Annotated in this window: 18 protein-coding genes; 1 reads left to right on the forward strand and 17 read right to left on the reverse strand. The window is 47.7% G+C overall.

Annotated elements, in window-relative coordinates:
* Window positions 1-225: 225 nt before the first annotated feature.
* The 12 genes from ABU165_RS08540 to dpaA all read right to left on the reverse strand — a co-directional run bounded on the left by ABU165_RS08540 (window position 226) and on the right by dpaA (window position 13,444).
* Window positions 226-1,323 (reverse strand): BMP family lipoprotein, encoded by a 1,098-nt coding sequence (locus tag ABU165_RS08540; RefSeq protein ID WP_009791682.1) that lies wholly within the window; start codon window positions 1,321-1,323, stop codon window positions 226-228.
* Window positions 1,324-1,412: 89 nt separating this feature from the next.
* Window positions 1,413-2,138, reverse strand: coding sequence for a GntR family transcriptional regulator (locus tag ABU165_RS08545; protein WP_009791684.1), 726 nt, complete (start codon window positions 2,136-2,138; stop codon window positions 1,413-1,415).
* 407 nt (window positions 2,139-2,545) lie between these two features.
* On the reverse strand, window positions 2,546-4,894 hold the full coding sequence (locus tag ABU165_RS08550) for a DNA translocase FtsK (protein WP_022543729.1): 2,349 nt from the start codon (window positions 4,892-4,894) through the stop codon (window positions 2,546-2,548).
* A 45-nt stretch (window positions 4,895-4,939) separates the two neighbouring features.
* Entirely contained in the window at window positions 4,940-5,110 is a 171-nt protein-coding gene (locus tag ABU165_RS08555; RefSeq protein ID WP_318060083.1) for a hypothetical protein, read from the reverse strand.
* Between the two features lie 53 nt (window positions 5,111-5,163).
* The gene (locus tag ABU165_RS08560) at window positions 5,164-5,382 is read right to left on the reverse strand and encodes a YlzJ-like family protein (RefSeq protein WP_009791636.1); all 219 of its coding nucleotides are present in this window, start codon (window positions 5,380-5,382) and stop codon (window positions 5,164-5,166) included.
* Complete coding sequence (locus tag ABU165_RS08565) at window positions 5,379-6,131, reverse strand: ClpP family protease (protein ID WP_022543728.1); 753 nt, start codon at window positions 6,129-6,131, stop codon at window positions 5,379-5,381. Before ABU165_RS08565 ends, ABU165_RS08560 begins: the two co-directional genes overlap by 4 nt.
* Before the next feature lie 169 nt (window positions 6,132-6,300).
* Window positions 6,301-7,974, reverse strand: coding sequence for a ribonuclease J (locus ABU165_RS08570; RefSeq protein WP_318060084.1), 1,674 nt, complete (start codon window positions 7,972-7,974; stop codon window positions 6,301-6,303).
* Window positions 7,975-8,476: 502 nt separating this feature from the next.
* The gene (gene dapA, locus ABU165_RS08575; RefSeq protein ID WP_094767423.1) at window positions 8,477-9,346 is read right to left on the reverse strand and encodes a 4-hydroxy-tetrahydrodipicolinate synthase; all 870 of its coding nucleotides are present in this window, start codon (window positions 9,344-9,346) and stop codon (window positions 8,477-8,479) included.
* A 17-nt stretch (window positions 9,347-9,363) separates the two neighbouring features.
* On the reverse strand, window positions 9,364-10,608 hold the full coding sequence (dapG, locus tag ABU165_RS08580; RefSeq protein ID WP_009791641.1) for an aspartate kinase: 1,245 nt from the start codon (window positions 10,606-10,608) through the stop codon (window positions 9,364-9,366).
* 29 nt (window positions 10,609-10,637) lie between these two features.
* Window positions 10,638-11,687: an aspartate-semialdehyde dehydrogenase gene (gene asd, locus ABU165_RS08585; RefSeq protein WP_009791642.1), complete on the reverse strand. Its 1,050-nt coding sequence runs from the start codon at window positions 11,685-11,687 to the stop codon at window positions 10,638-10,640.
* Between the two features lie 259 nt (window positions 11,688-11,946).
* Window positions 11,947-12,546, reverse strand: coding sequence for a dipicolinate synthase subunit B (locus ABU165_RS08590; protein ID WP_009791644.1), 600 nt, complete (start codon window positions 12,544-12,546; stop codon window positions 11,947-11,949).
* A complete protein-coding gene (gene dpaA / locus ABU165_RS08595; protein ID WP_022543727.1) occupies window positions 12,536-13,444 on the reverse strand; it encodes a dipicolinic acid synthetase subunit A in 909 nt (302 codons plus the stop codon). The genes ABU165_RS08590 and dpaA overlap by 11 nt, the downstream gene beginning before the upstream one ends.
* Before the next feature lie 127 nt (window positions 13,445-13,571).
* Between dpaA and ABU165_RS08600 the strand changes: the two genes are divergently transcribed.
* A complete protein-coding gene (locus ABU165_RS08600; protein ID WP_318060085.1) occupies window positions 13,572-13,712 on the forward strand; it encodes a hypothetical protein in 141 nt (46 codons plus the stop codon).
* Between the two features lie 26 nt (window positions 13,713-13,738).
* On the opposite strand, the gene ABU165_RS08605 is transcribed toward ABU165_RS08600, so the two are convergent.
* The 5 genes from ABU165_RS08605 to rpsO form a co-directional block, all read right to left on the reverse strand.
* Window positions 13,739-13,984, reverse strand: coding sequence for a YlmC/YmxH family sporulation protein (locus ABU165_RS08605; RefSeq protein WP_022543725.1), 246 nt, complete (start codon window positions 13,982-13,984; stop codon window positions 13,739-13,741).
* An 852-nt stretch (window positions 13,985-14,836) separates the two neighbouring features.
* Window positions 14,837-16,075, reverse strand: coding sequence for a M16 family metallopeptidase (locus ABU165_RS08610; RefSeq protein ID WP_101547508.1), 1,239 nt, complete (start codon window positions 16,073-16,075; stop codon window positions 14,837-14,839).
* 93 nt (window positions 16,076-16,168) lie between these two features.
* Complete coding sequence (locus tag ABU165_RS08615; protein WP_101547507.1) at window positions 16,169-17,122, reverse strand: polysaccharide deacetylase family protein; 954 nt, start codon at window positions 17,120-17,122, stop codon at window positions 16,169-16,171.
* A gap of 226 nt (window positions 17,123-17,348) precedes the next feature.
* Window positions 17,349-19,469 (reverse strand): polyribonucleotide nucleotidyltransferase, encoded by a 2,121-nt coding sequence (gene pnp, locus ABU165_RS08620; RefSeq protein WP_009795994.1) that lies wholly within the window; start codon window positions 19,467-19,469, stop codon window positions 17,349-17,351.
* 240 nt (window positions 19,470-19,709) lie between these two features.
* Complete coding sequence (gene rpsO / locus ABU165_RS08625; protein ID WP_009795996.1) at window positions 19,710-19,979, reverse strand: 30S ribosomal protein S15; 270 nt, start codon at window positions 19,977-19,979, stop codon at window positions 19,710-19,712.
* Window positions 19,980-20,003: the final 24 nt, after the last annotated feature.

Raw genomic sequence — 20,003 nt, forward strand, 5'->3', positions numbered from 1 at the left:
GTCATACCTTAGAAGCTGTAAAAAAATCCGGCAGGTGCCGATTCCTCCGGCCTGCGGCTTTGCATTCCGGTTTTCAAGGTTTCTTAAACATCTATATTTCAGAGAAGATATCTAAAACACTAAGTGAAAGGCAGAATCATTCTGCTCTTCAATTAATGTTCCAGCCTGCAATTTGCATTAAAAAGGAATAAGTGGGCCTTACAACCCCCTTATTCCCTTTTTGTATTATTCAGCCTTGAAGTTTTCAAGCTCAGCTCTTGTACCAGGTACAACAACATCGCCGCTCTTGATTTTATCCTGCCACTCAGTTACAGCAGCTTCGATGTCGGATTTCACAGAAACTTCGTCATTGATTTCTGCAAGGCCTACACCGTCTTCAGCTAAACCGTAAGTAGTGATTTCGCCGCCAGGGAAGTTGCCTTCCATAGCTTTTGTTGAAAGGTCTTTCACTGCATTGTCAACGCGCTTAAGTGCAGAAGTGATGATGACGTTATGGTCGCCGACAACACCTTCAGCTGTCTGGTCGGAGTCAACGCCGATTGCCCAGATTTCTTTAGAAGGATCTTTCTGCTTAAGGTCGCGTGCTTCTTTGAATAGTCCGTTACCAGTTCCTCCGGCAGCGTGGAAAATAACATCTGCTCCAGAAGAGTACATCTTAGCAGCAATTGTCTGGCCAAGTTCAGCTTTATCAAATGCGCCAGCGTACTGTACATCTACTTGTGCTTCAGGGTTGATCGCCTGTACACCTGCAAGGAAGCCGGATTCGAAGCGCTCGATAACTGCTCCTTCAATACCGCCGATGAAGCCGATTTTGTTTGATTTAGTTGTTAGACCAGCTGCAATCCCAGCAAGGAAAGAAGCTTCCTGCTCTTTGAAAAGGATGCTTGCAACGTTAGGCTGCTGTACTTCTGCATCAACGATCGCGAAGTGGGCATCTTTCTGCTGCTGAGCGATTTCATCAACAGCTCCCTGCATCATGAATCCAATACCGAACACAACATCAAAGTCCTGGCGAACAAGGTTGTTCAGGTTTGTTGCGTAGTCAGCGTCTGATTGTGACTGAAGATAGTCAAAGCCGCCTTTGCCTTTTTCCAGGCCGTTTTCTTCACCAAATGCCTGAAGACCTTCCCAGGCAGATTGGTTGAATGATTTATCATCAACACCGCCGACATCAGTTACCATTGCAACAGAGAATGCTTTTTCTTTGTCTGTGCCGCCTTCACCAGCTGCATCGTCTTTTTCTTCACTGTTTCCGCAAGCACCAAGAATCGTGCCGGCTGCAAGAACAAGTGACAGCGCCAAACCAAATTTACGCTTTTTCAAGGTTTGTACCCCCCAAGGAATTTGTTTGAAATTTTAGCAGGAATATTCTGAAAAACAGATTTGTTTTCGCTTTCACTTCCGCAAAAAAATTATATTCTCCTGCGAAGGACATGGAAGCTGAACTTGTCGGCCTTAAAATAATTCACCGAGTAAAGGACTGGTTCATCCATTTCGTCGTAATGCATCTGCTTTAACACAAGCAGTGCAGTTTCCGGTTCACATTCTAGAATCGGGGAAATCTTCTCGTGGTAGCCGATCGGTTCAATCTGGGCAACGGCATAGGTGATTTTTTTATTGGCTTCTTCTTCGAGCACATTAAAAATCGATTCCTGGTCATGCGTGAAGCTTTCCGGGAGTATCTTTTCCGGCAGCTTGTCCACACAGTAGACTACAGGCTCCCCATTCGCAGTCCTGACCCTTTCGATAACCACAATCCCTTCCTCCGCCGAACATGAGAAACGGCGCACATCCTCTTCGGTCGGCCCCTGAGTGACTGAGCTTAAGAATACGGTTCCTGGTTTCATCCCTGCCTGCAGAATCATATTGGTCACGCTGTTAAGCTGCTCGATTCCTGAAGTGAAGAGAGGCTTTGCATTCACAAAGGTTCCTACACCATGCCTGCGGATAATCACGTTTTCTTCTTCAAGAATACGGAGCGCTTCACGCAGTGTAGCTCTGCTTACTCCAAGCTGCTTTGCAAGGTCAAATTCAGAAGGAAGCTTTTCTCTTTCTTTATAGAGCCCTTCTTCAATGTCCTGCTTTAATCGATCGATGACTTGCAGGTATAGATGCCGGTTATCTGACTTAATTGACATGCAGGGTTCCTCCAACCTTTTTTCTCAAGACATCAGACCTCTGATGTTTAATGATTCCTACTAATCGAAAATACTATAACACTTTTTATTTAATAAATAAATAGAATTTCGAGAATTTGTCGAAAAAAGGTGGTTTAGATCCCTTTATCAGAAAACACTTAAAAATCACCCGATTCAGAAACGGAAATACTAGGGAAAACCATTCTTTTTTAAGCGCTTTCCTGTTATTTATTCCCTAACTAAATTGAAAGTTCTTCCATTATGCAAGACTCGCTGACTATAAAAATAGTGCCGGCCCTCCAATACTATGAAAGCGCTTTTAATAGTATAACCTTATTCGCTTCTGTTCTGCTATCTTTTTTTTCAGCTCAAAAAAAACCGGTCTCCCTGGACCGGTTTTCTTCCGATTATGAACTTGCTTCCTCTGATGCCTTGGCAACCAGGACCGCCCTAGGCTTGCTGCCTTCGTATGGTCCTACAATCCCCCTCAGCTCCATTTCATCAATGAGCCTTGCCGCCCGGGTATAGCCGATTCTGAAGCGCCTCTGAAGCATGCTGACGGATGCAGTCTGCATCTCCACTATTAGCTCCACCGCTTCTTCGTAAAGGTCGTCATCAACCTCTGACGCCGTTTCCGGCACATCATCGGGGATCATCTCTTCCTGATACTGCGCTTTCTGCTGGGAAATGACGAAATCGACTACCTCTTCAACTTCTTCGTCGGAAAGAAAAGCGCCCTGGACCCTGACCGGCTTAGAAGCGCCGACAGGAAGGAACAGCATATCCCCCCGTCCAAGGAGCTTTTCTGCTCCTCCCATGTCCAGGATGGTCCTGGAATCAGTCATGGAGGATACTGCAAAAGCGATCCTTGAAGGAATATTCGCCTTGATGACACCAGTGATGACATCTACAGATGGACGCTGGGTAGCGATGATCAAATGGATCCCTGCGGCCCTCGCCATCTGTGCGAGCCTTGTAATGGCATCCTCAACGTCCGAGGATGCCACCATCATCAGGTCTGCCAGCTCGTCCACAATGACGACGATATAAGGCAGGAGGGGCTGCTGTGCCTCTTCTTCTGCATTATGCCGTTTAACATGCTCATTATAGCCTTCAATGTTCCGGGTCCCTGTATGGGAAAATAATTCGTAGCGCCTTTCCATCTCACTGACCACTTTTTTCAGCGCCTGTGACGCTTTCTTTGGATCGGTGACAACAGGTGCCAGCAGATGGGGCGCACCGTTATACACATTCAGCTCGACCATTTTCGGGTCGATCATCATCAATTTCACTTCATGCGGCTTGGCGCGCATCAGGATGCTTGTGATAATGCCATTGATGCAGACACTTTTCCCGCTGCCCGTTGCCCCGGCAACAAGCAGATGGGGCATCTTATTCAGCTCAGCCAGGACAGCTTCGCCTGTGATATCGCGGCCAAGGCCGATCATCAGCTTGCTGTCCGGCCTGTCGTTCTGTTTGGACTCCAGCACTTCACGCAGAGACACCATGGCAACCTCTGTATTCGGCACTTCAATCCCCACCGCCGATTTGCCAGGGATCGGGGCCTCGATCCTGATTCCCTTTGCTGCAAGGGCAAGGGCCAGGTCATCACTTAAACTTACGATTTTGCTTACCTTCACGCCCACATCGGGATGGACCTCATACTTGGTTACTGCCGGCCCCAAATGGACCTGAGTAACCCGGGCCTTGACCCCGAAGCTCTGGAAGGTGCGCTCAAGCTTGGCGGCATTGGCATGTATCTGTTCATACTCACCGCTTTGATCCGCCTGCCTCGGCAGAGTAAGAAGGCTCAGCGGAGGAAGCTCATAGTCCACATTTTCCACCTCTGTAAAAGTGATGGCTGGTGCAGACTCTTCCTCTGCTGCCTCTTCGCCGCCCGGCTTGGACTTCCGTTTTGCTGCTTCCGGCACGGGTTCGGGCTGCTGCTGGTAAGCCCGCTCAGCGAAGCTTGAAATGATCGGTTCAGGCGAAGGCTCTTCTTCAGCCGGCAGCGGCGGCTGGGAAATATTGACGGACGGTTCAGGCTCCCGCTCTTCGGCTGACTGGCGCAGCTCTTCCTGCCTCTGCCTCCGCTCATCGCTTCTTTCACGGAATTTACGCTTCGATTCCTTCATATCTTCCAAAAACGCTTCCCATTGCTTTTTGATGAAGCCCCAAATGGAGATAAACAGCTTGCCTGCGGCTTCCCCAAAGGTCTTTCCGGTCAGCAGCACAAGCCCGATTATAATCAGTAAAGCAGCAATCAGCTTTGTGCCGGCTTCATCAAACAAGAAGTAAGACATCGCAAACAGCACCGAGCCAACCATCCCGCCGCCGAGATCGGTCGTGCTCGTTTCGCCGCCTGCCTCCATCCAGAATAGCTCCCATGTGTTGCCGATGACGCTTGGATCTTCAAACTTGCCGCCGTTTGAAAGCAGCTGGAAAAGTGTCACATGGCTGAGAAGCAGCATGGACGCGATGACCAGGTACAGCCCCATCAGCTTAGTATGGAAAAGATACGGCCGTTCCCTTTTCCACATCAGATATCCTCCATACACAGCCATCCCCAGAAGTCCCAGTATGTACCATTCTCCCATGAAAAAACGGAAGAACATGACGATTGATGTCCCGACCGCACCGAGTTTTGCTATTGAAATCACTGACAGAGCAATCATTATCAATCCAGTCAGTTCATATTGCACAGTTTTTTTCAGTTTTTCTTTGCTCTTCGATTGCCTTCTTTTTCTTTTTGCCATTTCATCACCCTGTACTGCAGATTTCTATCCTGATTCATTATTGCCTCAGCCGGCATGCGGCAGACGTCCGCCACTCATCTTAAAACAAAGAAAACCCGGCAGACTGCCGAGCCCTAAAAAGGCGGAGCATAAACGGAACTGCCCTTTCTCCATCCCGGCAATCCGGCCGCACCGCTGCTTCCTTGAAAGCCGCAGCATGACAAGGAAAGCAGCCATATGGCTGCTCTTAGTAGTATAACAATATTATAGCATATAGCCCGGATTTTGGGTTATACTATTGTAATTTTAGAACCGGGCATGCATCTATCATCCAGAAAATGATTCGGGTCTGTGCTCATGACCCTTATCACTGTATATTGCTGAGGCATATCACCGACAGCTTCGGCAAGCACAGGTATCCCTTCAAAAGAAAGGAATTTTTGTCTGGCAAATGCGCTTTCTTCCGGCTGGAAAATCAGCTCCTGGGGCATCGATGTGTATAAAATCATTGCACCAGCCCCTCTTCCTTGCCTTTGTTCAGGTCAATCAGCTCATTCAGCTTCTTAAGGGCCGGCCCGACACCGCCGACTGCATCAATCAAGCCGTAGGATACCGCATCTGCACCGACTACATTCGTTCCAATATCCCTGGTCAGATTTCCTTTTGCAAACATCAGGTCCTTGAATTGCTGCTCAGACACCTTTGAATGCCCTGTCACAAAATTGATGACCCTATCCTGCATCTTGTCCAGATATTCAAAAGTCTGCGGGACCCCGATGACCAATCCAGTCAGGCGGATCGGATGGATCGTCATTGTTGCCGTTTCCGCTATAAAACTATAGTCACAGGATACAGCAATCGGAACACCGATGCTATGCCCGCCTCCAAGTACGATTGATACGGTCGGCTTAGAAAGGGAAGCAAGCATTTCAGAAATGGCCAGTCCGGCCTCTACGTCTCCCCCCACTGTATTCAGGATCACCAGCAGCCCTTCAATTTTTGGGTTTTGCTCTATTGCTACAATCTGGGGGATCAGATGCTCATATTTCGTCGTTTTATTTTGCGGCGGCAGCTGAAGATGCCCTTCGATTTGTCCGACGATCGTCAAACAATGAATGGTTGTATCCTGTGAAAGCTGGGGCACATTCGTCTGGCCCAGCTGCTGTATTTTTTCCATCAGTGCAGATGGTTTATCTTCCTTGGGCTGTTCCGGGCTTCCTCCGCCCTCATTGGCATTTTGAAAAAAATTCTCATCCATCCTGTATTCTCCTTTCAAGGCTTAATATCGTTAGTATGGACGCCAATGCCTTTTTCATTCCGGCACAGCCAAAAAACGGGCAATTCTTTCGCGCGGGAAGATTTACAGTTTTAATCAAAATAAAGGCCATGAAGCAGCTGCTTCATAGCCTCTTAACATATGCTCTAATCTATTGCTTCACTTCCATGATGATCGGCAGGATCATCGGACGGCGCTTTGTTTTTTCGTAGAAGAATTGATTGAGCTCATCGCGCATATCCTGTTTGACAGCAGCCCAGTCAAAACTTTCTTTCTGGGAGCCGCGATGGACGATTTCCTTGACCATATCGGCTGCCTGAACCAGCAGCTTTTCAGATTCCCGCACATATACAAAACCGCGTGAAATGATTTCAGGCCCTGCCGCTATCTGCTTATCATGGCGGTTCAGCGTCACGACAACAATCAAGATCCCGTCCTGTGAAAGCAGCCTTCTGTCCCTCAGGACGATATTCCCGACATCACCAACGCCGATCCCGTCAATGAGTACATTTCCAGCCGGCACCCGGCCGCTTTGCTTGATTCTGCCGTCCTTGATCTCAAAGACATCCCCTTTTTCAGGAATGAGGATCGAGTCCTGGCTGATCCCGCATTCTGCTGCTAGCTTTCCATGCGATTTCAAGGTTTTATATTCTCCATGCACAGGGATGAAATGTTTCGGCTTCATCAGATTGATCATGAATTTCAATTCTTCCTGGCTTCCATGGCTCGATGCAGTGGCACTGTTCTTTCCGGTGATCACGGTCGCTCCGGCCCTGTAAAGCATATCCATCGTCTTATAGATGAACACTTCTCCCCCTCTGATCGGGGCAGCAGCGAGGTAGACGGTGTCACCTTCCTGGATCGTCACCTGCCTGTGGGTCCTTTTCGCCATTTTCTGCAGCGCCTCGATCGGCTCGCCCTGGGAGCCGGCCGTCAGGATGACCACTTCATGGTCCCTGAAGCTGCCAAGCTCTGATAAAGGTATGAGGATATCATCTTTGACAGCCAAATAACCGAGCTGGACTGCCAGGTCATATACCTTTTGGATGCTCTTCCCTGCCACAGCAACTTTCCTGCCGCTTTCCTCTGCCGCATCGAATATATGCTGTATCTGAATTAAATCAGAAGCAAAGCAGGCTGCGATGACCCTTCCTTTTGCGCTATAGAATGCATGTGCCATCGCTTTTTGCACGACTGCCTCGGATGTTGAGTATCCGGGCCTTTCTGCATCTGTACTGTCTGACAGAAGGCATAATACCCCATTGTCGCCGATTCCGGCCATTTTTCCAATCTCCGCTTTGTACAATTCAGGAGCAGCCTGGTCAAACTTAAAGTCGCCAGTGTAGACGATGCTTCCCTCTGAAGTATGGATGCATATTCCGGCTGAATCAGGGATGCTGTGATTGGTCCGGAAAAATGATACACTCGAATGTTCAAATTCAAGCACTGAATCGGAATTGATTTCAATCAGTTCTGCTTTGCCCCTGTAGTCCTGCTCCTTCATCTTCGCCTTGGCCAAAGCAAGGGTCAGCTTTGTGCCATAGACGGGGACAGATACCTTTTTAAGCACATAAGAAAGAGCCCCAATGTGGTCCTCATGTCCATGTGTCAGGAAAATGCCACGGATTCTGTCTTTATTCTGTACCAGATAGGAAACATCGGGAATCACAATATCAATCCCAAGCATTTCGTTCTCCGGAAACATTAGCCCTGCGTCGATGACATACAGATCTTCATCCACTTCTGCAAGGTACATATTTTTGCCGATTTCCCCGACGCCGCCGAGGGCGATCAGCCTGATGCTTTCATTTTTTCTATTATTCACCTAAAAGCTCCTCCAATGCTGTTTCGGCTGTGCCCCGGACAGGGGCGAGCCTTTTTAATATATATAGCTGTATAGCTTAACACGCTTATAAACAGAAAACGTCCTTAAAACTTTTATGTATACTGACTGCATGGTTCAGCAAAAAAACATGATGGCGGCCTAAAGCCGGGACCGGCTTAGGAACGGATCTGACAGGCAAACCTATTTCCTAGGATAAGCCATCACTCTTCCTTCCTGAATCCGGAGCAGCCCACACTGGTTTCTGGCCTTCCTCACAGCTGGCCTGCTTTATGGCAAAGCAGCCCCTATTCAAGGCCGCTTTTATCTATGAAAGAATATTCAAAAAATGTATTGCATAATCGGACGAGTTCAGTTACACCCATTATACTTGATTAATGAATTTTATGACAACCAATTTTATTTTTTCGTATTGGGGGCAGCGGTCATCTCTATAGGAAAAGACCGGGAGCAATGCTCTCCGGCCTGATAGGGATCGTTTTATTTAGTTTTGGAACAAGTTGAGCAGTGCGGCTCTTTCCTGTTCTGTAAGAGGAACAAGCGGCAGCCTTACTGAACCTGTGTCGATGCCCTTCAGCTGAAGCGCAGTCTTGACTGGGACCGGACTTGGTGCGGCAAAGAGGCCTTCCATGAGCGGAAGGAGCTTCTGATGCTTGGCAGCAGCTTCTCCGACATTTCCCTCAAGGAAAGAAGAGATCATGCTCTGCATTTCAATCCCGATCACATGAGAAGCTACAGAAACCACTCCTGCTGCGCCTATCGCCATCGCTGGAAGCGTCAATCCATCGTCTCCAGAATAAAGAAGGAAGTCTTCATCAGTGCCGGCAATGATCGCTGTCATGCTGTTCAAATCGCCGCTCGCTTCTTTGACAGCCTTGATGTTAGGAATCTGTGACAATCTGATCACTGTTTCCGGCGCGATATTGACTACAGACCTTCCCGGGATATTGTAAACCATGACAGGCAGGGATGTGCTTTCAGCAACCGTTTTGAAGTGCTGGTACAATCCTTCCTGGTTTGGTTTATTATAATACGGAGCAACGACCATAACGGCATCCACACCGATCTGCTCCGCTTTCTTTGTCATCTCAACAGAAGCATACGTATCATTGCTGCCTGTTCCTGCAATGATAGGGATTCTTTTGTCGACCACTTTAACGACATGCTTGAACAGAGCCAGCTTTTCTTCTTTTGTCAGTGTCGGCGATTCCCCTGTTGTGCCGGCAACCACGAGGGAATCTGTTCCGTTCTCGATTAAATGGTTGATAAGCTGCGTTGTTTTTGTAAAATCCACATGGCCTTTTTTATCAAAAGGCGTCACCATTGCTGTAGAAACTCTTCCAAATAGAACCATTCTTTACAACTCCCTGCCTATATATCTGTCTGTTCGAATTCTAAGGACTCATGCTCAAGCTGAAAGGCATCATGAAGGGCATTGACTGCCTTGACAAGATCCTTCTGCTTGACCAGCACCCAGATGGTTGTATGGCTGTCCGCTGACTGGAGGATCCTGATGCTTTCCTCTGAAAGTGCCGTGACAATCTTTGAAGTGACACCCGGTACTCCCGCCATTCCTGCTCCCACAACGGAAACCTTGGCACAATGCCGCTCAAGCACCGGCTCATGGCCCAGCTGCTCAAGCGTTTTGACCGCTTTGTCAGCCATATCCTCAGAAACGGTATATACAACGCCATTCGGCGAAATATTGATAAAATCGACGCTGATCTGTTCATTGGCCATTGCTTTGAAGACCTCTGCCTGCAGGTTGTACTGGTCCTTTTTGGCAAAGACCTTGATCTGCGTCACATTGGACAAATGCGCGATGCCGGTTACAGGGCGCTCTTTAATATCGCTGCCGCGGCTGTTTTTATTGATGCTTGTGACCAGTGTTCCAAGTCCGTCGGAATAAGTGGATCTGATTCTGATCGGCACCTTGGCCTGCATGGCGATCTCCACCGCACGGGGATGGATGACCTTGGCTCCCTGATAGGCAAGATTGCAGACCTCTGTATAGGTGACCACTGAAAGCGCCCTTGCATTCTCGGCGATGCGCGGGTCGGCCGTCATGATGCCTTCTACATCTGTAAAGATATCAATCCACTCTGCCTGAAGCGCAGCCCCGAGAGCAGCGGCTGATGTATCGCTCCCGCCTCTGCCGATGGTCGTGATATCGCCATTCTTGGCTGCTCCCTGGAAGCCTGCCACTACGACGACATCGGATTCCTCAAGCTCCCTGAGCAATCTGTCGCATTTCATTTCAATGATCTTCGCGTTCGTGAAATCGCTGTTGGTCCTGAAGCCGGCCTGTGCACCCGTCAATGCGGATGCCTCGATGCCTTCTTCCTTCAGCATATTGGTGAACACAATGCTCGAAATGGTTTCGCCGCAAGATAAAAGAAGATCATTTTCCCGCTTGCTGATTTTGCTGCCGCTCCCGCCGATCAGCGATAAGAGGGTATCAGTTGCGTACGGATCTCCCTGCCGCCCCATTGCGGAAACGACAGCCACTACTTTATAGCCTTCCGACAAAGCTTTTTTAATATGCCTTTTTGCGTGCGCCCGGCTGCTGTCATCCCGTACGGATGTGCCTCCGAACTTCTGGACGATTATCTTCATCGTAACACCTCAAAAATATCCGTTTCCACTTATTTCACCAATTCCAGTTTGATTAAGCTTTCAGCGATCTGCACAGAATTCCAGGCAGCGCCTTTCAACAGGTTATCAGAGACTACCCACATGTGGAAGCCTTTGTCATTGTCAAGGTCCTTGCGGATCCGGCCGACAAAGATATCGTTTTTGCCTACACAATCTGCAGGCATCGGGTAGATTTGGTTTTCAGGATCATCCTGAAGCACAACACCAGGGGCATCCTTAAGGATGTCTTTGATTTCCTGTGCATCCACACCTCCGGCTTCCAGCTCAAAGTATACTGACTCCGAGTGGCCGGTTGCTACAGGCAGGCGGACACAGGTAGCCGCCACCTGAAGATCAGGCATATCCATGATTTTTTTTGTTTCGTTGATCATTTTCATTTCTTCAAATGTAAATCCATTATCCTGGAACATATCAATTTGAGGGATGGCATTAAAGGCAATCTGATAATGCTTTTTGTCGCCTTTGACCGGAAGGATCTTCGGCTCATGCTCTTCATTATTAATGATCGCCTTAGTCTGGCTGTACAGCTCTTCAACTGCCGCAGCGCCAGAACCGGAAACAGCCTGATACGTAGAAACAATGACCTTGCTCAAGCCATGCTTCTTCCGCAGCGGTTCAAGGGCTGCAACCATCTGAATGGTAGAGCAGTTCGGATTGGCGATAATCCCATTATGCTTTTTAAGGTCTTCTTCATTCACCTCAGGGACAACGAGCGGCACGTTTTCCGACATGCGGAATGCGCTTGTATTATCAACCACAATGGCGCCATGCTCAACAGCATGCGGAGCGAGCTCTTTTGAAACGCCGCCGCCTGCTGAGAATAATGCGATATCTACACCGGCAAAGCTCTCCGGCTTCGCTTCTTCCACTATATATTCATTTCCTTTATAACTTACCTTTGTGCCGGCTGAGCGGGCAGAAGATAGTAAAGTTAATTTCGATACAGGGAAATCTCTGCTTTCTAAAGTCTGCAGCATCTGCTGTCCAACAGCTCCGGTAGCTCCGACGACTGCAACGTGAAATCCTTTTTTGTTCTCCATCCAAAACTTCCCCTTCCAGCATACAAAATGATTAATCGATTTTAGGCTGCTTTTTCTTTTACAGGCAATATAAGAGGACGGCAGCTGTTGATTTCTTCGCCACCGCCATTCTTATTGTAGTATAGCATTCACTATGCTTCCAGTATATGAGATGATGGTCCAATGATTGAATAGCTGGACAAACTCATATTTAATATTTTCATTTTAACATATTCACCCGTTAAAGAAATAAACTTTTTTGTGATGGAAGGTGCAGAGATCAGTTGCCGTCTTTATAGCGTTCAACAATGACCGGCTGGAGCTGTTTTCCCGTGATGGCCGCTTCAATCGTTTCTGAAAGCAGGGTCATTCTGGCAACCATGGAATTGGGCTTCTTAACTGGATCATCCTGTCCGAATGGGATGAAGTAAATATTCTTTACTGCCATCAGCCTCATCAGATTCATTCCGTTCAGCCCAAGGGCATCATTTGTGGAGATGCCGACTACAACAGGACTCTGATTCCTGAGCGTTGCCTTTGCCGCCATCAGGACCGGGGAATCTGTCATCGCATTGGCGAACTTGCTCATGGAGTTTCCTGTCAATGGCGCAATGACCATGCAGTCCAGCGGTATCTTCGGTCCGAGGGGTTCTGCCTTTACAATCGAATCGATCACCTTATTGCCAGTCAGGTTCTCGATTCTCGCAATCCAATCCTCCCCCGCTCCAAATCTCGTTTCAGTATTCTGAACAGTGCCGGTGACAACCGGGAGCACCTCTGCTCCTGCATTGACAAGCTTTTCAATCTCAGGGAATACAGCATCATAAGTACAATGTGAACCAGTAAGGCCAAACCCGATCTTTTTACCTTTAAGCGTCATGGTATTGCCCCCTTTTATTTTGAAAGTCATCGGCCAGCAGAAGGGCCAGCACATTGGCCAGAATCTGCCCTGCTGTTTTCGGGGCAACAATTCCTGGAAGTCCCGGGGCCAGCAATGCCTTGATGCCCCTCTTTTCGGCATAGCGGAAATCTGTCCCGCCAGGCTTTGATGCCAGATCAATGATCAAGGTATGGACCGGCATCTTGCTGATGACCGAAGCACTGACAATCAGATGCGGTATGGTGTTAATGCAAATGTCCGTATCTTTGACAAATGACTGAATATCATCCAAATGGAACGGAGTGAGCCCCATTTCAGTAATTCTCGCAATATGCTCGCTTTTTCTTGCGCCAACCTTTACCTTTGCCCCTAAAGAGTGAAAGGTTCTTGCCACACTCATACCGACTCTGCCCAGGCCAAGCACCACCACATTGGATCCGTGAATGGTAAAATCAGTGTGCTGGATGGCCATCATGATCGTCCCTTCAACAGTCGGAATCGAATTATAGATGGCAATGTCGTCCCTCTCAAACAGCTGCACCAGCCTTCTGTCATTCTGACTGGTGATAGCATCCAGATAGGAATTTGTAATGCCGGAATATATGGTGCAGTGCGGCTGTGTTTGGGCGATCATATCTTCTGTTAAAAACACTTTCTCATTTGAAAATATAGTCTCAACCTGCCCTTCCAGATTGGTGCCTGGCACAGGCAGGATTATGCTATCCAGAGCTGAAAAATCTACTTCATCCACTTTCTCCTTCGATGCTCCGGTAAAAGCATGATCCAGCTGCTCAAAGCCAATCAGCAAGAGCCTGGCATCCAGTTCTGTCAGCTTCCTGATGATCTCCAGCTGCCGGGCATCCCCGCCCATCACTGCTATTTGCATCCCTGTCAGCATGAATTATTCACCTTCTTCTAAAGAATCTTACAGGAATCTAAAGTCTCATACATAACTACTCCAACATCCTATGACAGCAACCCAGATAAGGTGAGTTTTTTAAGGCAGAAATATGGGCGGACAGATAATGCTGAAAATAAACCTAAACCAATGCGGAGGACGCTTGTCTGAGAGAACACTATCAAAAGTCCATAATGGCAAAACAAAAGGGGTGCAGAATGAAAGATCATTCCGCACCCCTTTTGCCAGCAGCCGCATGCTTCACTAACGGCCGCCACGCTCTGTTCTGCTGATTCAGCTGTCATCATCAGGCATATCAATGATAATCATATCATTGCCGATTTTCTTGATATGCTGCCAGGGCACTGTAATTTCCCCTCCCTGACGCTTCAGGCCGAACCATTTCAGCGACGGAATGAGGAGGGCCTTGATTTGTCCGTCCTTTTCATTTATTTCAAGGTCAGTCTGGCCCAGCACTCCGAGGCGCTCAGCTTTTTTCGCATCAACTATTTCCTTCCCGCTCAGCTCACTGAGTCTCACGCAAATCCCCCCAGTCTTTGTCCTCAATATATATTTACTGCAGCAAATCGATTTTAGAAGCATTCCATCTTTTCGATTGATAAAAACATAGGGGGGCAAGGTTGAGGGTTTTTGCTGGAGGCACTGGCACCCTCTATTCTGAAAAATGACTTTTAGAGGGCCTTAGTCGGCTGGACTAACACCCTCTATTTTGTAAATTGACTTTTAAAGGGTCTTAGTTGGATGGACTAACACCCTCTATCAGGCATTCTGGCTCTCAGAAGGCCTTAGTCGGCCGGACTAACACCCTCTATCCAGCCAAACTGGCTCTCATAGGGCCTTAGTTGACCGCACTAACACCCTCTATCAGGCATTGTGGCTCTCAGAAGGCCTTAGTCGGCCGGACTAACACCCTCTATCAGGCATTCTGGCTCTCAGAAGGCCTTAGTCAACCGCACTAATACCCTCTATCAGGCATTCTGGCTCTCAGAAGGCCTTAGTCAGCCGCACTAACACCCTCTATCAGGCATTCTGGCTCTCAGAAGGCCTTAGTCAACCGCACTAACACCCTCTATCCAGTCAAACTGGCTCTCAGAGGGCCTTAGTTGACCGCGCACTAACACCCTCTATTCCGCAAAATGACTTTCAGAAGGCCATAGTCGGTCCCACTAACACCCTCTATCCAGCTAAACTGGCTCTCAGAGGGCCTTAGTTGACCGCGCACTGGCACCCTCTATTCCACCAAACACTCATAGGGGCTCAGCTGCAGCAGTTGATGCCTCCTCTATCCAGTTTCCCCAAAGTTCCATCTGAGCTTTGGCCAAAATATAACAAAAACCCGGCACTCACGCCGGGTTCAAGTCACTTCTCTATTTAAGCCAGATTCTTTGGCAGTACGCCGTCAGGGCTGATCAATGAAACAGAGAATTGGTCTGAGAAGATGGAGTTTGCCATTTCGTTGACTCCCGCTTCTGAGACTTTATCAATTTGTTCGACTATCTCATCGAGTGAACGGTGCCTTCCGAGCAGCAGTTCGTTCTTGCCATTGCGGCTCATGCGGCTGTTTGTGCTTTCAAGGCTCAGCATCAGGCTTCCCTTCATCTGTTCCTTGCTGTTTTTCAGCTCTTTCTCAGTGATGCCGTCCCTCTTCAATGTAGCAAGCGTTTCCTGGATTGTTTCAAACAGTACATCCAGCTGCTTGGCTCCGGTTCCGCCGTAAATCGTAACCATTCCCGTATCCTGGAATGAAGAGTGATAAGAAAAGACAGAGTATGCCAGTCCTCTTTGTTCTCTAACGTCCTGGAACAGGCGGCTGCTCATGCTTCCGCCAAGGATATTGTTCAGAAGAATCAGGCTGTACATATCTTTATGGCCGACTGGAAGCCCTTCATAGCCTAAGCATAGATGAGCCTGTTCAGTCTCTTTTTTCCGTGAGACCCGGTTTGAATGAAAAACAGGCATTTCCTGATTTCTTTCCTGCTTCCCGGCTTCATAGGAGCCGAACAGCTTCTCCACTTCCTGGATGAAAGAATCGGAGATATTGCCGGCAATGGAGATGACAACATTTTCAGGCGTATAAGTTTCATGCATGTACTCCCTTAATGTGTCCCCTTTAAAGGTCTCCAATGTTTCCTCAGTCCCGAGGATCGGGTAGCCAAGCGGATGGCTCTCATATATAGCCTTTCCAAGAAGATCATGGACGATATCATCTGGCGTATCTTCATACATCTTGATTTCCTCGAGCACAACATTTTTCTCTTTATTTAATTCTTCATCCACAAAGGTGGAATTAAAGAACATATCGGCCAGTACATCAAGTGCAAATTTTGAGTGTGTATCAAGGACCTTGGCATAATAGCATGTGTATTCCTTTGATGTGAATGCATTAACCTGGCCGCCAATGCTGTCAAAGGATTCTGCTATCTCCCTGGCTGTCCTTGTTTTTGTCCCTTTAAAGAACATATGCTCCAGAAAATGAGAGACTCCGTTATTGCCGGGATGCTCATTCCTTGAACCGGTCCCGATCCAGACACCGATTGCAACTGAACGGACCGTCGGTATATTTTCCAGAACTACTCTTACACCATTTTGGCATGTATATTTCTTTATCAAAGCAACTCCTCCTGTTCTCTATCCTGGTGCATTTAGCGCGGTTTAGTTAGTATAGCTCATTATTGTTATTTTTTCCAAAATCCTGTTTATCTATCACTTTTTATCCATAATACGCTCTTCGCTTAACAATCTTGAAACTGAGGCAATTTCAAAGTCTTTTCCTTTGATTTGCGTGATCATACTGTCGAGTGACTTAGCTGTAGAATCGGTTGGATGCATTAAAATGATTGCTCCATTATGCACCTTTGGGACCACTCTGTTCAGCAGCTCTTCCGGGGAAGGCTTCCGCCAGTCGACTGTATCGAGGCTCCACATGACCGTCTTCAGTTTCTTTTCAGCTGCAATCCTGACCGTTTCATCCCGGTAGCTTCCGCTTGGGGGAGCAAACCAGGTGACTTCCTGTCCGGTTGTTGCTTTAATGACCTGGTTGGTCTTTTCAATCTCTTCCCTGATGCGGGCCGAGGATATGGTTTTCATATCCGGATGGGTAAAGGAATGATTCCCGGCTTCATGCCCTGCTTCTGTAATCATCTTGGCAAGCTCAGGATTCTGCTGGACCCATCTTCCTTCAAGAAAAAAAGTGGCTGTTACCTTATGTTTCTTCAAAGTGGCAAGCATCCCCGATAAGTACTCGTTTCCCCATGCAACGTTTATGATGAAAGATACCATAGGTTTGTCGGGATTCCCTTTATAAATGGGGGCAGGAGGCAAATCACCCAGTTTCTTTTCTGGTTCAATCTGCTCCAGCACCAATTTGTCGGGATCGAATTTCTTCTCGCCCTTCATTTTTTTATACGATGCCTCTACATCAACCTTTACCCCATTGTAGCCGGGTATAGCCTTCCAGACCGGGTCGATCCTGGCATCTTGTGGAGCTATGTAATAGTTCTCAGATTCCTTCTCTATCCTTTGTATAAGAGAATCTGACTCTGCTGTTACAGCAAGGCTATCCATTTTCAGCTGCGATACATAAAGATCTGTAAAAGGGTTATTGACCAGCATCAGTGAAAAAGCACCGATCAGCAGCATACCAGCTAATTTCTTCATTTTCTCAGCCCTCCTTCACTAATTTTTATGTGAAGGGTGGACAGGGTAGAACAGCGGCTGGAAATATACTGAGGGCTGCAGATGCCATGGTTCTGTATGTATAGAAAAAGCCAGGGATCTCCCTGGCTTTAAAATCCGGCTGAAGCCAAAGCCGGCAGGAAGCTGCAATTCGTCTGCGTCCCCGGCATGCCGGCCAAGCCTTCATCTTATGATGAACCGGTAAAAATTAATCCTGTGCCTTCTCCTGCTTTTCGCGCTGTTCCTTCAGAACTGCTTTGCGGGAAAGGTTGACTCTGCCCTGCTTGTCGATTTCTGTTACTTTTACAAGCAATTCGTCTCCAAGTGACAGGACGTCCTCCACTTTGCCTACGCGCTCTTCGGCAAGCTCGGAAATATGAACCAGTCCGTCTTTTCCGTTGAAGATTTCAACAAAGGCACCGAACTTTTCAATTCTCTTGACCTTACCAAGGTACATCTGGCCGACTTCAACCTCGCGGACGATGTCTTCGATGATCTTCTTGGCCTTGTCGTTCATTTCCTGGTCTACAGAAGAAATGAAGACAGTTCCATCCTGCTCGATGTCGATTTTGACGCCAGTTTCTTCAATGATCTTATTGATCTGCTTTCCGCTTGGCCCGATAACATCGCGGATTTTGTCCGGATTGATTGTCATCGTCAGGATCTTAGGCGCATATCTGGAAAGTTCCTTCTTCGGCTCTGCAATGGTTGCAAGCATAGAGTCGAGGATTTGCATCCTGCCTGCTTTCGCCTGCTGGAGCGCTTCTTCAAGGATTTCGCGGGAAAGCCCCTCAATCTTGATATCCATCTGCAGAGCTGTTACACCCTTGGATGTACCTGCCACCTTAAAGTCCATGTCTCCAAGATGGTCTTCCATCCCCTGGATATCAGTAAGGATTGAGTAATAGTCGCCTGACTTGATAAGCCCCATGGCGATGCCTGCTACAGGAGCCTTAATCGGAACACCGGCATCCATCATCGCAAGTGTGCTCGCACAGATGCTTGCCTGGGAAGTAGAGCCGTTCGATTCAAGAACCTCTGAAACCAGGCGGACTGTATAAGGGAAATCCTTTTCATTCGGGATAACCGGCTCAAGAGCACGTTCACCAAGAGCTCCATGCCCGATTTCACGGCGTCCCGGACCTCTCATCGGCCCAGTTTCCCCTACGCTGAAGTTAGGGAAATTATAGTGGTGCATAAAGCGTTTCTCTTCTTCGATGCCAAGTCCGTCAAGGATCTGGACATCACCGAGTGCGCCAAGCGTACAGATGCTCAGAGCCTGGGTCTGTCCCCTTGTAAACAGCCCTGAACCGTGTGTGCGCGGCAGCAGGCCGATTTCAGAAGACAGAGGACGGATTACATCAAGGCCGCGGCCGTCCGGGCGAACCTTTTCTTCAGTGATCAGTCTGCGGACTTCAGCTTTGACAAGCTTGTCCAGCACCTTTTTCACCTGTTTGATGGTCTCATCGTCTGCTTCCTGCTCTTCATATTGTGCCAATACTGCATCTTTCACCGTTTTAATGGCAGCTTCACGCGCATGCTTTTCCTGCACCTGAATCGCTGAAACCATGTCCTTCTCGGCTGCTTCGCGAACCTTGGATTCAATGTCAGCATCTATTTCATATAATTTGATTTCTGTTTTTTCTTTTCCGACTTCTGAAACGATCTGTTCCTGGAAGGAAATCAGGCGTTTGATTTCTTCATGGCCATACATAATGGCTTCAAGCATTGTTTCTTCCGGCACTTCATCTGCACCGGCTTCAACCATGTTGATGGCATCCTTTGTACCTGCTACAACAAGATGCATATCGCTCTCATTCTGCTGCTCCACAGTCGGGTTAATGACAAACTCGCCATTGATGCGCCCTACTGTGACACCCGCAATCGGGCCGCCGAACGGGATATCAGAAACACTCAGTGCCAAAGATGAACCAAACATAGCGGCCATCTCGGAAGAGCAGTCCTGATCAACGCTCATTACCATACTTACAACCTGAACCTCATTGCGGAAACCGTCAGCAAACAGCGGGCGGATCGGCCTGTCGATCAGGCGGCTGGCCAGAATGGCCTTTTCACTTGGGCGGCCTTCACGTTTAATGAAGCCTCCAGGTATTTTCCCAACTGCATACAAGCGTTCTTCGTAATTGACTGTCAGCGGGAAGAAGTCAAGGTTTTTTGGCTCTTTTGATGCTGTTGCTGTACTGAGGACTGCTGTATCTCCATAACGGATCAGCGCTGCTCCATTGGCCTGCTTTGCAAGCTGCCCGATTTCCACTGTAAGCGTACGTCCGGCCCAGTCCAAGGAATAAATCTTCTTATCTTGTCCCATTGCTTTATAAACCCCTCTCTGCGTATAAACTTTTTAGAGGTTTAGCGAATTATTGTATTAGCCTAAACCATCGTAAAATTCTTTTATAAATCAAAAAAAGACATAGTTGTATTTAGTATGCACAATTTCTATGTAAAAAATCAATCTATGTATACAGAAAGCCTGCTTTTTTATAAGCCGGCTTTCTGTAAATATCACTTAAAGACGATAAAAAAGCGGGAAAAAATCCCGCTTTCAATACTATCGGCGTAAACCAAGCTTAGTGATTAACTCACGGTAACGAGTAACATCCTTGTTACGCAGGTAAGTCAATAGGTTACGGCGTCTACCTACCATCTTAAGAAGACCGCGGCGTGAATGGTGGTCTTTCTTGTGAGTGCGTAAGTGATCGTTTAAGTTGTTGATTGATTCTGTAAGGACAGCGATTTGAACTTCTGGAGATCCAGTATCGTTCTCATGAGTTTTGTACTCATTGATCAGTTCATTTTTACGTTCTTGAGTGATTGCCATCCTGTTCACCTCCTAATGTTTATC

This window comes from Cytobacillus sp. T106, assembly GCF_040492155.1.
Taxonomy (GTDB): Bacteria; Bacillota; Bacilli; order Bacillales; family Cytobacillaceae; genus Bacillus_AB; species Bacillus_AB infantis.